This is a genomic window from Billgrantia kenyensis (assembly GCF_013697085.1).
Classification (GTDB): domain Bacteria; phylum Pseudomonadota; class Gammaproteobacteria; order Pseudomonadales; family Halomonadaceae; genus Halomonas; species Halomonas kenyensis.
The window spans coordinates 1-11909 of record NZ_JACEFT010000048.1; the positions used below are offsets into that span (position 1 = coordinate 1).

The following is an 11909-nucleotide window of genomic DNA, read 5'->3' on the forward strand; positions in this document are numbered from 1 at the left end:
GCCATCCTGCTCGACCGCCCCATCGCCCTGGCCTTCGTCGTCTTCACCGTGCTGATGGCGCTGCACCTGGGCTGGAGCAGCTATCGTCAATGGCTGCGCAAGCGGCTCAAGGCTCCGCCCGCTTGACCGGACACACTGGCTTGAGAAAAGTCACTCGAACCGCTGCGCTTCCCGCCATTCCGGAGGCGAGGCACAACAGGCGACACAGGGTAAACAGCCTTGCGCCTGCAACCCAAGCGCTTCTCGCACCGAGGGCGTGAGACAAGAAGAGGTAACAATAATGAAATTGAAGCTGATCGGCACTGCTGTGCTTACTGCAACGATCGCCCTGGGCATGGCCGGCCAGGCCCAGGCCGACGAATTCCCGACCAAGCCACTGACGCTGGTGGTGGGTTTTGCCGCCGGCGGCTCCACCGACATCCAGGCCCGGGTGCTGGCCAATGTGCTGGAAGAAGAACTCGGCCAGCCGGTCAGCGTGGTCAACCAGCCCGGCGCCGGCGGCGCGGTATCGCTGACGCGGCTGATGAACAACCAGGATGAGGGTCACACCTTCGTCTATGCTGGCACCAATGGCACGCTCACTTTCGCACCGCATGCCCATGACACCGACTTCACCCTGGACGACTTCCGCTATGTCGCCAGCATCACTACCGTGCAGCATGCCATCGTCACCGGCGAAAACCGCCCGTTCGGCGATAGCTGGGAAGACCTGGTGGAGTATGCTCGCGAGAATCCGGGTACCAGCTACGCGACCCAGCATGCCCTGGATCGGCTGGTGATCGAGTACATCATGGAGCAGGAAGGTCTCGACCTGCGTATCGTGCCCACCTCCGGTGGCGGCGGCATGGCACCACTGATCCTCTCCGGCGATGTCGACTTCGGCTACAGCGGCGGCACCCACTCAGGCTACGCCGAGACCGGCGAGATGCCGGTACTGCTGAGCATGGACAGCGAGCGCCTGTTCGCCTTCCCGGATGCTCCCACCGTGATGGAAGCCGGTTACGATCTCGACACCTCCGACTTCCGCGTCGTCGTGGTGCCCAAGAACACCCCGGACGCCCACGTCGAGCGCCTGGCCGAAGCGCTGGAGGCTGCCACCCAGGACGAGCGTTTCATCGAGATCACCGAAGAGCGCATCCTGATGCCGGTGCACTTCCGCGGCGAGGAGGAAGCCACCGAAATGCTTTACGCCCAGTCCGACAACTACCGCGAACTGCTGGAGCGCATGGGTGGCGTTCCCGAGGACGACTGAGCCTCGAAAGCAATGACGGCTAGCCATGAAAGTGCCCACCCAGCGGTGGGCACTTGGCTCAAGCGCTTTCGATAGCCACGCGAGCCTGACAGGCGCGCAGACGCTCGAGCAAATCGGGCAGGGCATCGCTGCCCAACTGCGGGTCGAAGCCGCCGATGCGTTCGAACCAGTCGCGAGCGACCCAGTAGGTGTCACGCGGCGAAGAGCGGTATAGCGAGGCCCACCAGCGCCTCAGCCAGCCCGGGTATTGCACCGGAAGAATGGCCGCATCCCACCCCCTCTCGCTTTCGGCTATTGCCAGGCGCTGACCGAGCCAAGCCGGTACACGCCAATCTCCCAGCCCCGGAAACAACAGCACCTCCCCATGGCTGGCTCCGACAGCGAAATTGAGGCGCCCCCCCAAAGTGGCCTCGCTGCAGGAGAGCAATATCGCCTGATGCCTGAGCGCCAATGGCGGCAGCCGGCGGTCGCCTGTATCGTCGACCACCAGCAGTTCATAGCCGCTTTGCCAGTGCCTGGCTGCCTGCTCAAAGGCGCTCAGATGGCGAGGCAGCTTCGCACCTGCCGTGCGAGCATCAAAAATGACGCTTGGGAGGGGCATCGATCGGGCTCCACGAAGCGTGACCTGTACCTATGGCCAAAGATTAACGTTACCAAATGTAGCTTTGAGTATAGAAAAGTGTCGACCCCCTCCCTGCTGAATTTCCTCGCACTGCCCTGCCCAAGGCCAGGCCCAGCAATGCTGGGGAAAGGTGAAGAAACCGGCTAGCCGGGCATGGAAGAGAGCCATATGCAAGCCTGATCTGCGTCATATCGCCAGCTAATGCTATTCCCTTCCCCGTGATATCTGTACAATGCGCCTCCACTCCCCTACCCCGCGCCTAGGGTACTTCGTCCCGATGTGTACATAGGTGCGTACCTGTTGATGAGTCACACCCTATGAACACAGCTGTAAACCCCTCTCACATTGAGAGTTTGCGCAATATTGCCATCATCGCTCACGTCGACCACGGCAAGACCACCCTGGTCGACAAGCTGCTGAGCCAGTCCGGCACCCTCGACCGCAAGGCCGAAGGTCAGGAACGAGTCATGGACTCCAACGACCAGGAAAAGGAACGCGGCATCACCATCCTGGCCAAGAACACCGCGATCCGCTGGCAGGACGGTAACGGTCACGACTTCCACATCAACATCGTCGACACTCCCGGACACGCCGACTTCGGCGGCGAGGTCGAGCGCGTGATGTCGATGGTCGACTCGGTGCTGCTGCTGGTCGACGCCGTCGACGGCCCCATGCCACAGACCCGCTTCGTGACCCAGAAAGCCTTCGCCCAGGGCCTCAAGCCGATCGTGGTGGTCAACAAGATCGATCGCCCCGGCGCACGCCCCGACTGGGTCATCGACCAGATCTTCGATCTGTTCGACAACCTCGGCGCCACCGACGAACAGCTCGACTTCCCCATCGTCTACTGCTCGGCGCTCAACGGCATCGCCGGCATGGAGCCGGATACCCTGGCCGAGGACATGTCGCCCATGTTCCAGGCCATCGTCGACATCGTCGAGCCGCCGGCGGTGGAGCTCGACGGCCCGTTCCAGATGCAGATCTCGGCGCTGGACTACTCCAGCTACGTGGGCGTCATCGGTCTTGGCCGCATCAAGCGCGGCTCGGTGAAGCCCAACCAGCAGATCGTGGTGATCGACACCGACGGCAACACCCGCAAGGGCAAGGTCGGCCAGGTGATGACCCACATGGGTCTGGAGCGGGTGCAGACCGAGCTCGCCACCGCCGGCGACATCGTCTGCATCACCGGCATCGACGAGCTCTCCATCTCCGACACCCTGTGCGATCCGGCTGCCGTCGAGGCGCTGCCGCCGCTGTCGGTGGACGAGCCCACCGTCTCCATGACCTTCCAGGTCAACGACTCGCCCTTCGCCGGCCGCGACGGCAAGTACGTCACCAGTCGCAATATCAAGGATCGCCTCGACCAGGAGCTGATCCACAACGTGGCGCTGCGCGTCGCGCAGGGTGAAAGCCCGGAGAAGTTCAAGGTCTCCGGCCGCGGCGAACTGCACCTTTCCGTACTGATCGAGACCATGCGTCGCGAAGGCTTCGAGCTGGCGGTGGGCCGCCCCGAGGTGATCATCAAGGAGATCGACGGCGTCAAGCAGGAGCCGTACGAAGAAGTGATCATCGACTGCGAGGAGCAGCACCAGGGCGCCATCATGGAGGAGCTCGGCTACCGCAAGGGCGAGCTGACCAACATGAACCCCGATGGCAAGGGCCGGGTTCGCCTGGACTTCATGATCCCCGCTCGCGGCCTGATCGGCTTCCGCGGCCAGTTCATGACCCTGACCTCCGGTACCGGCATCCTCACCAGTCGCTTCGACCACTACGGTGCGCTCAAGCCCGACGCTGCCATCGAGCGCCGTAATGGTGTGATGGTCTCGATGGTCGACGGCAAGGCGCTGGCCTATGCCCTCTATGCCCTGCAGGATCGCGGCAAGCTGATCATCGACCATGGCACCGAGGTCTACGAGGGCATGCTGGTGGGCATCCACAGCCGCGCCAACGACCTGGTGGTCAACCCCACCAAGGGCAAGAAGCTCGACAACATGCGTGCCTCGGGCAACGACGAGAACATCGTGCTGACCCCGCCGGTGAAGTTCAGCCTGGAGCAGGCCATCGAGTTCCTCGACGACGACGAGCTGGTGGAGATCACCCCCAACCACATCCGCCTGCGCAAGAAGTTCCTCAAGGAGCACGAGCGCAAGCGCGCCAAGAAGTAAGCCGCTCTGCGGACACGAACCGGCGTCAGCTCCTGGCGCCGGTTTTTTTTCGCCCACACCCCCTTTCCGCACATCCTGGCCACGCTCTTGCAGGCCCGATTCTTGGCATTTCGCGCTCCCAGAACCTAGGTTGAAGCTGACCGCAACGACTTACTCGAGCCGCCAGGGAGGCAAGTGGACACCATGTGCAAACTGTGCCAAGCGCGCGCCGGTGCGACACGCCGCGAGTTTCTCAAGGGCACCCTGGCCGCGGGGGCCGGCGCCATGGCCGGCGGCGGCCTGCTCGCCTCAGCCAACGCCGCCACTCACAGCGACGAAGCCCGCAGCGAAATGCCGGCACATAGCGGCGAGGCGGGGCGGCGCGTGCTGATCCGCGGCGGCCATGTGCTATCCATGGACGACGAAGTGGGAGACTTCGCCCACGGCGACGTGCTGATCGAAGGCAGCCGTATCGTCGCCGTCGGCGCCGAGCTCGAGGCCGGCGATGCCGAGGTGATCGACGCCCGCGGACGCATCGTCATGCCGGGCTTCGTCGATACCCATCATCATCTATTCGAGACGGCCCTGCGCAGCTTTCTGGCCGACGGCATCATGTTCGACGACGGCACGCCGGAAGGCTCGCCCAACTACATGGATCACATCCTCGGCAAGCTGACCCCGGTCTACCGCCCCGAGGATGTCTACATCAACGAGCTGTTCGGTTCGCTCAGCCAGCTCGACGCCGGGGTGACCACGGTGATGGACACCAGCCAGATCCACCACAGCCCCGAGCACTCCGATGCCGCCCTGGACGGCTTGCGCGACTCCATCCGGCGCAGCGTATTCGGCTACTTCGAGGGCCAGGGTGAGCACACCCGATACCCGCAGGACGCAAGGCGCATTCGCGAGCAGTACTTCGCCAGCGGCGAGGGCGTCTCCGCCGACGGCATGATGACCATGGTGATGGGCGGCGAGATCTACCTGCCCGACCACGAGGCTGCCTGGGCGCTGGCCCGCGAGCTGGAGCTGCCGCTGGCCTATCACGTGGTCGGCAGCCTCGGCATGGCCGAGACCTTCGACGAGCTGGCAGCAAGCGGACAGCTCGCCGAGAACCACATCCTCATCCACATGACCGGCATGAGCGACATGGCCTGGCAGGCGGTGCACGATGCAGGCGCTCATGTGTCGCTGGCGGTGCCCATCGAGATGACCATGCGCCACGGCACACCGCCGCTGATGAAAACGTCGGAGCTAGGCATTTTGCCCTCGCTTTCCAGCGACGTGGAGTGCACCATGACGGCCGATTTCTTCACCCAGATGCGCTCCACGCTGACGCTGCAGCGGATGTTCGTCAACGAGCTGGCGCTGCAGGGCGAAGAGGAGCGGCCGGCGCTGCTGACGTCGCGTGATGTGATCCGCTACGCCACCATGGGCGGCGCCAAGGGGCTGAAGCTGGAGCAGCGGGTGGGCTCGCTGACGCCGGGCAAGGAGGCGGACATCCTGCTGTTGGATGCCGAGGCGATCAACGTGGCGCCGCTGAACAACGTGCCGGGCGCCGTGGTCACCCTGATGGAGCGCAGCAACGTCGAGACGGTGCTGGTCGGCGGTCGCATCCGCAAGTGGCGCGGCCAGCTGCTGGGGGCGGACCTTCCCCGCCTGCGCGACGAGCTCACCGCCTCGCGTGACTATCTGTTCGAGGCCGCCGGCGTCGACCGTCGTCTATTCGACTGAGGGCATGCCGAGCTGCGAGGAGATTAAGGAGGAGCGAACCATGCATCGCCATGTGGAATGGGACGACCCCGGCGCCGACAGCGTCTTGCGCCACTACGAACAGGACCCGACCGGTTACTCCGACCCCGGCCCGGGCGACATCCTCTCGGCTCGCTACCAGGGCATGGTGGTGCGGGTGCGGGTCGAGGCCTACGTCAACGGCACCAGCATCGGCGAGGTCGTGGCATTGATCGAGCCCCACAGCGGCAAGCGCCGCAAGCTGCTCGGCAAGCTCGCCCTCGGCGACACGGTGAGGCTGCCGGATGCCGACCGCGCCTTCGAGCCTCGTCCGGGGGACAACGAGGAAGAAGACGAGGAGCCGCAGTGACTTTCATGACACACGGACTTCCATGATCCCGACCCCCGGTCACCTGCCATTTCCAACGCAGGCTTAACGCTTGGGCTCTGGTCACGCCGCAGGTTCTGTCGCAAAGTGTACGCGCCTGCCAAAAGGCCCCACCCAGCGGCACCTGGCGGCGACAACATACGGCCCACAAGGCCACACGACGAGTCATCGGATCGCCAATGAGTACGCACAACGTCTGGACACACAAGGGCACCTTTCTGCTGGCCGCGGTCGGCTCGGCAGTGGGGCTTGGCAACCTGTGGCGCTTTCCCTACCTGACCGGCGAGAACGGCGGCGGTGCCTTCATCCTTGTCTACGCCCTGACTATCTTCGCCGTCGGCATCCCGATCCTGATCGCCGAGACCATGCTCGGACGCGCCAGCCGTAGAAGCCCGATCATGGGCATGCGCTTCCTGGCACGAACCCATAAAACCTCTCGCGCCTGGGAGTCGATCGGCTGGCTGGGCGGCGCTTCGGCATTCCTGATTCTCAGTTTCTATTCGGTGATCGCCGGCTGGGCGATCCATTACACCTGGCAGATGTTCACCGGCTCGCTGGTCGGGGCCGACGCCCAGACCGTCAGCGACGGTTTCGATGCATTGCTGGCCTCCCCGGCGCTGCTCACGCTCTACCACACCCTGTTCATCATCGCCTCGGGGCTGATCGTCGGCCTGGGTATACACAAGGGCATCGAGAGCAGCCTGCGCATCCTGATGCCGGCACTGTTCCTGATCCTGCTGGGGGTGCTCGCCTATGGCTTCGTCAATGGCGACTTCGCCGCGGCAGCAAGCTTCCTGTTCACCTTCAACCTGGCCGAACTGAGCCTCGAAGGCTGGCTGCAGGCCATGGGCCAGTCGTTCTTTACCCTGAGCCTCGGCATGGGCGCGATCATGGCCTACGGTGCCTACATGTCCGACCAGGCCTCACTGACTCGCACCGCCTTCGCCGTGGCCTTCGTCGATACCGCCGTAGCCATGGTCGCCGGCCTGGCGATCTTTTCACTGGTGTTCGGCGCCGGGCTCGATGCCGGCTCCGGCCCGGGCCTGATGTTCATCTCCCTGCCGCTGGCCTTCGCCGAGATGCCGTTCGGCGCGCTGATCGGGGGGGTGTTCTTCATCCTCGTGCTGGGCGCGGCCATCAGTTCATCGATCTCGCTGATCGAGCCGGTGGCCGCCTTCCTCGTCGAGCGCTTCGATCTCACCCGCCCGCAGGCGGTGTTCGGCATGGTGCTGGCCAGTTGGGCACTGGGCCTGCTGACGGTGAGCAGTTTCAACATCTGGGCCGAAACCGGGCTTTTCCACGACCTGTTCGGCCGCAGCGCCTTCGATTTCATCGAGCTGCTGACCAATATCTTCATGCCCCTGGGCGGCATGCTGATCGCGCTGTTTGCCGGATGGGCCTTGACCCACTCCGAAGTCATGAAGGAGATGCGCACCAGCGAGACCTGGTTCCAGGTATGGCGTTTCCTGGTTCGCTTCGTGGCACCGGCTGCGGTAGCCTTCGTGTTCCTGCGCACGCTGCCGCAGGTGCACGGCTACCTGATACCGGCCATCGGCGCCCTGGTCATCGTCGGCGCCTTTGCCGCCGGTCGCACCTTCCTCGTGGAAAAGAGTCAGGAACAGTAACGACGCAGAAGATCGCCGCCGCGTGCAGCGGCTCGATAGACGCCGGCCAGCCTCGCACGCCATAAGCAGGGCTGGGCGCATAACAAAGATATAAATTGTGCAGGAACCAACATGCCATCCATCATCGACGTCAGGCACGTCCATAAGGCCTTTGGTGGCCTGAAAGTCATCAACGACTGCTCGATCCAGGTCGAGAAGGGCTCCATCACCGGCCTGATCGGCCCCAACGGGGCGGGCAAGTCGACCTTGTTCAACATCATTGCCGGCGCACTGCCGCTGGACAGCGGACAGGTCCTGCTTGATGGCGAGGACATCACCAACCGCCCCGCCAACGAGCTATTCCACAAAGGTTTGTTGCGCACCTTCCAGATCGCCCATGAGTTCTCCCACATGACGGCGCTCGAGAACCTGATGATGGTGCCGCCACAGCAGGCCGGGGAGAGCCTGCTCAAGGCCTGGCTCAAGCCCGGCGAGGTGCGCCGCGAGGAAGTCGCAGTGCGCCAGAAGGCGCTCGAGGTAATCGACTTCATCGGCCTGCACCACGTGCGCAACGAGCTGGCCGGCAACCTCTCCGGCGGCCAGAAGAAGCTGCTGGAGCTTGGCCGCACCATGATGACCGACGCCCGCGTGGTGCTGCTCGACGAGATCGCCGCCGGGGTCAACCGCACCCTGCTGGGCGACCTGGTGGAGAACATCGAGCGGCTCAATCGCGAGATGGGCTACACCTTCCTGGTCATCGAACATGACATGGACATGATCGCGCGGCTGTGCGATCCGGTGATCGTACTGGCCCAGGGCAGCGTGATGGTCGAAGGCACCATCGAAGAAATCCGGAACAATCCTCAGGTGATCGAAGCCTATTTTGGCTCTACCGCCGCCTGAGGGGCTCCACCGCTGCCTGAGGGAGAGGTCACGCCTGCCCCGCGGCCCGGAACAGCCACAAGAAGAACAGTAACGACAGCGCAGAGACTCCACGATGCCACTACTCGAAGCACGCGACGTGCACGGCGGCTACGGCGGCATGAACATCCTCAACGGGGTGGAAATGTCGATCGAGGCCGACGAGGTCGGTGTGATCGTCGGTCCCAACGGGGCCGGCAAATCGACCATGCTCAAGGCCATCTTTGGCCTGCTCACCGTCAGCCAGGGTGAAATCCTGCTGCGCGGCGAGCCGATCCACAACCTGCCGCCCAACAAGCTGGTACAGCGGGGCATGGGCTTCGTGCCCCAGGAGAAGAACGTCTTCCCCAGCCTCACGGTGAAAGAGAACCTGGAGATGGGCGCTTTTCTCAAGCCGGACAACGTGAAACGGATGCTCAAGCAGGTCTACGACTTCTTTCCTCCGCTCTACGACAAGCGCCACCAGCCTGCCGGCGAGCTCTCCGGCGGCCAGCGCCAGATGGTCGCCATGGGCCGTGCGCTGATGGCCGAGCCCGAGGTGCTGCTGCTCGACGAACCCACCGCCGGCCTCTCACCGCTCTACATGAACGAGATCTTCGAGCGGGTGAAGGAGATCAACGCCGCCGGCGTCGGCATCCTCATGGTCGAACAGAACGCCAAGCAGGCCCTGGCCATCGCCGACAAGGGCTTCGTCCTGGCGGCCGGCAAGAACCGCTTCACCGACACCGGCGCCGCCCTGCTCGCCGACCCGGAAGTGGCCAAGAGCTTCCTGGGCGGTTGAGCCCGGAGCCCGTACTGGAGAGCAAGTCGTGAACGAACTGGTATTCTTCATCAACAACGTGATCATTGCCGGCAGCGTGACCGGCTCGATCTACGCCATCGGGGCCATCGGCGTGACGCTGATCTTCAGCATCATGCGCTTCGCCCACTTCGCCCATGCCGACATGATGACCTTCGGCGCCTTCATGGTGCTGCTGCTGACCCTGGCCTTCCCCGGCGTGGGCGGCGTGGTGGGGCTGCCCACCCCCATCGTCATGCTGCCGCTGGCGATGATTCTCACCGCCGCGCTGGCCGTGGGTATCGACAAGGCGTTCTACAAGCCGCTGCGAGCCCACGGGGTCAAGCCCATCGTCATCGTGATCGGCTCGCTGGGCGTGACGCTGATGCTGCAGGGGCTGATTCGCCTGTTCGCCGGCACCAGCGCCCAGAACATGTACCTGGCCGGCGAGCGCAAGGCGATCTACCGCCTCGACGTGCCGTTCGAGCTGGCCACCCGGCCGATCATCGTCACCGAGCCGCAGATCATCCTGTTCATCCTGACCATTGCCTGCGTGGTGGGGCTGCATGTGTTCCTCAACCGCACGCGGCTGGGCAAGGCCATGCGCGCCATGTCCGACAACCCCGACCTGGCGCGGGCCTCGGGCATCAACACCAACTACATCGTCTCGGTGACCTGGGTGATCGCCGGCAGCCTCGCCGCCATCGCCGGCACCCTGCTGTCGCTCGACGTGACCTTCAAGCCCGACCTCAGTTTCTTCCTGCTGCTGCCGATCTTCGCCGCGGCCATCGTCGGCGGCGTGGGCCACCCCTACGGTGCCATCGCCGGTGGCTTCGTGGTGGGCTTCGCCGAGACCCTGGCGGTATTCAACTGGTCGGTACTGCTGCGTCCCATCGCCCACCTGCTCCCCGAGTGGATCGAGATCCCACGCAACCTCGCCTTCGTCGGCACCGAATACAAGATCGTGGTGCCCTTCTTCATCCTGGTGGCGATCCTGGTGTGGCGCCCCACCGGCATCTTCAAGGGTAAGGTGATCTGATGAACGCTCAACGTACCGAACGCCGGGAAGACATCGTTGCGGCGCCATCGCGCTTCCCGCTGCGTGAAATCGTCCTGTTTGGCGCCCTGCTGGCGGTGATCCTCACCATCTACATGATGATGGGTACGGCCTACAGCACCCGCATGCTGGTGGAGGCCTCCTGCTACGCCATTCTGGCCCTGGGCCTGACCATCCAGTGGGGCTATGCCGGCCAGTTCAATGCCGGCGTGATGGGCTTCGTCGCCCTGGGCGGTTTCTCCGCCATGCTCTTCAGCGTACCGGTCAACGACGCCTTCTGGGGCACCGAACTGCCTGGCGAACTGGGCCGGGTGCTGCTCTACGGCATGGCTGCGGCAATGCTGGTCTACGGCGCCACCAAGCTCGACCGCATCGGTGTGCCGAAAAAGCTGCGCACGGTCATCGTCGTGGTGCTGGCCGTGACGCTCTATCTGGTGATAATCAGCATGCTGCGCGGTGTCACCGGCGAGATTCAGTCCCGCGCCGGCTTCATCGGCGGCTTCGGCCTGCCCGCCTGGACCGGCTGGATCGTCGGCGGCGCCCTGGCCGGCGGTATCGGCTACTTCATCGGCCATATCTGTCTGGGGCTGCGCAGCGACTATCTGGCCATCGCCACACTGGGCATCGCCGAAATCATCAAGGCCTTCCTCAAGAACTCCGACTGGCTGACCCGCGGCACCGCTACCGTCTCGCCGCTGCCCTGGCCGACGCCGGGGCCCAGCGAGCTGGGCTTCACCCTGGCGCGGGCGCTCTACCTCTCGGTGACGGCGGCAATGATCGCAGTGATCTTCTTCCTGCTGCACCGCGCCTACCACGCCCCCTGGGGCCGCATGATCCGCGCCATCCGCGACAACGAGATCTCCGCCTCGGCGATGGGCAAGGACATCAACAGGCGCCGCCTGGAGATCTTCGTGCTGGGCTGCATCCTGATGGGCGTCGGCGGTGGGGCGCTGGCCTCATTCAACAGCCTGTTCGACCCCAACGGCTACCTGCCGCTCAACCACACCTTCCTGGTGCTGGTGATGGTGATCCTGGGCGGGCCCGGCAACAACCTGGGCACCATCTTCGGTGCCGTGGCGGTCTACATCATCTGGCTGATGTCCGAGCCGCTGGCACTGTTCCTGATGCAGGGCGCGGTGAGCATCGGCGAGGGCTGGTTCGGCTGGCAGGCGCCGGGCAACCTCGACAGCCGGGCGCTACAGGCGCGGGTGTTCGTCATCGGCCTGCTGATCACCCTGGTGCTGCGCTTTGCGCCGAATGGGTTGTTACCGGAAAAGGTTAAGCATCATGACTAGACCCGGCGCCAACCGCTAGAAAGATCGAGGCCCCGGCGGGAAATGAACTGCACCCCGAAAGTTGGACACCCAATCCAACCTTCGGGGTTTTTCTATGAGGAACAAGTACAGCGACGAGTT

Annotated in this window: 10 protein-coding genes; 9 read left to right on the top strand and 1 reads right to left on the bottom strand. The window is 64.2% G+C overall.

What is annotated here, in order from left to right:
• Positions 1 to 280 precede the first annotated feature (280 nt).
• The gene (locus H1D44_RS19795; protein ID WP_181516994.1) at positions 281 to 1252 is read left to right on the top strand and encodes a Bug family tripartite tricarboxylate transporter substrate binding protein; all 972 of its coding nucleotides are present in this window, start codon (positions 281 to 283) and stop codon (positions 1250 to 1252) included.
• A gap of 58 nt (positions 1253 to 1310) precedes the next feature.
• On the opposite strand, the gene H1D44_RS19800 is transcribed toward H1D44_RS19795, so the two are convergent.
• The gene (locus tag H1D44_RS19800; RefSeq protein ID WP_181516995.1) at positions 1311 to 1853 is read right to left on the bottom strand and encodes a glycosyltransferase family protein; all 543 of its coding nucleotides are present in this window, start codon (positions 1851 to 1853) and stop codon (positions 1311 to 1313) included.
• Positions 1854 to 2191: 338 nt separating this feature from the next.
• Here H1D44_RS19800 and typA point away from each other — a divergent pair, with 338 nt between their 5' ends.
• From typA to H1D44_RS19840, 8 genes are all read left to right on the top strand, one after another.
• Positions 2192 to 4039 carry a translational GTPase TypA gene (gene typA / locus H1D44_RS19805; RefSeq protein WP_181516996.1) on the top strand — a complete coding sequence of 616 codons (1848 nt, stop codon included), beginning with the start codon at positions 2192 to 2194 and terminating at the stop codon, positions 4037 to 4039.
• A gap of 183 nt (positions 4040 to 4222) precedes the next feature.
• Complete coding sequence (locus tag H1D44_RS19810; protein WP_181516997.1) at positions 4223 to 5749, top strand: amidohydrolase family protein; 1527 nt, start codon at positions 4223 to 4225, stop codon at positions 5747 to 5749.
• A gap of 40 nt (positions 5750 to 5789) precedes the next feature.
• On the top strand, positions 5790 to 6116 hold the full coding sequence (locus H1D44_RS19815; protein ID WP_181516998.1) for a hypothetical protein: 327 nt from the start codon (positions 5790 to 5792) through the stop codon (positions 6114 to 6116).
• A 197-nt stretch (positions 6117 to 6313) separates the two neighbouring features.
• Entirely contained in the window at positions 6314 to 7759 is a 1446-nt protein-coding gene (locus H1D44_RS19820; protein WP_181516999.1) for a sodium-dependent transporter, read from the top strand.
• A gap of 111 nt (positions 7760 to 7870) precedes the next feature.
• Positions 7871 to 8641, top strand: a complete 771-nt coding sequence (locus H1D44_RS19825) for an ABC transporter ATP-binding protein (protein WP_181517000.1) — start codon at positions 7871 to 7873, stop codon at positions 8639 to 8641.
• A 94-nt stretch (positions 8642 to 8735) separates the two neighbouring features.
• A complete protein-coding gene (locus tag H1D44_RS19830; RefSeq protein WP_181517001.1) occupies positions 8736 to 9440 on the top strand; it encodes an ABC transporter ATP-binding protein in 705 nt (234 codons plus the stop codon).
• Between the two features lie 28 nt (positions 9441 to 9468).
• A complete protein-coding gene (locus tag H1D44_RS19835) occupies positions 9469 to 10476 on the top strand; it encodes an ABC transporter permease subunit (protein WP_181517002.1) in 1008 nt (335 codons plus the stop codon).
• On the top strand, positions 10476 to 11789 hold the full coding sequence (locus tag H1D44_RS19840; RefSeq protein ID WP_181517003.1) for a branched-chain amino acid ABC transporter permease: 1314 nt from the start codon (positions 10476 to 10478) through the stop codon (positions 11787 to 11789). The genes H1D44_RS19835 and H1D44_RS19840 overlap by 1 nt, the downstream gene beginning before the upstream one ends.
• The last annotated feature ends 120 nt before the right edge of the window (positions 11790 to 11909 follow it).

Bases quoted from the DNA above. Each gene is read 5' to 3' on its own strand.
- H1D44_RS19815 (WP_181516998.1), top strand. From the start codon at position 5,790: ATGCATCGCCATGTGGAATGGGACGACCCCGGCGCCGACAGCGTCTTG.
- H1D44_RS19800 (WP_181516995.1), bottom strand. From the start codon at position 1,853: ATGCCCCTCCCAAGCGTCATTTTTGATGCTCGCACGGCAGGTGCGAAG.
- H1D44_RS19840 (WP_181517003.1), top strand. From the start codon at position 10,476: ATGAACGCTCAACGTACCGAACGCCGGGAAGACATCGTTGCGGCGCCA.
- H1D44_RS19825 (WP_181517000.1), top strand. From the start codon at position 7,871: ATGCCATCCATCATCGACGTCAGGCACGTCCATAAGGCCTTTGGTGGC.
- H1D44_RS19810 (WP_181516997.1), top strand. From the start codon at position 4,223: ATGTGCAAACTGTGCCAAGCGCGCGCCGGTGCGACACGCCGCGAGTTT.
- H1D44_RS19830 (WP_181517001.1), top strand. From the start codon at position 8,736: ATGCCACTACTCGAAGCACGCGACGTGCACGGCGGCTACGGCGGCATG.
- H1D44_RS19820 (WP_181516999.1), top strand. From the start codon at position 6,314: ATGAGTACGCACAACGTCTGGACACACAAGGGCACCTTTCTGCTGGCC.
- H1D44_RS19795 (WP_181516994.1), top strand. From the start codon at position 281: ATGAAATTGAAGCTGATCGGCACTGCTGTGCTTACTGCAACGATCGCC.
- typA (WP_181516996.1), top strand. From the start codon at position 2,192: ATGAACACAGCTGTAAACCCCTCTCACATTGAGAGTTTGCGCAATATT.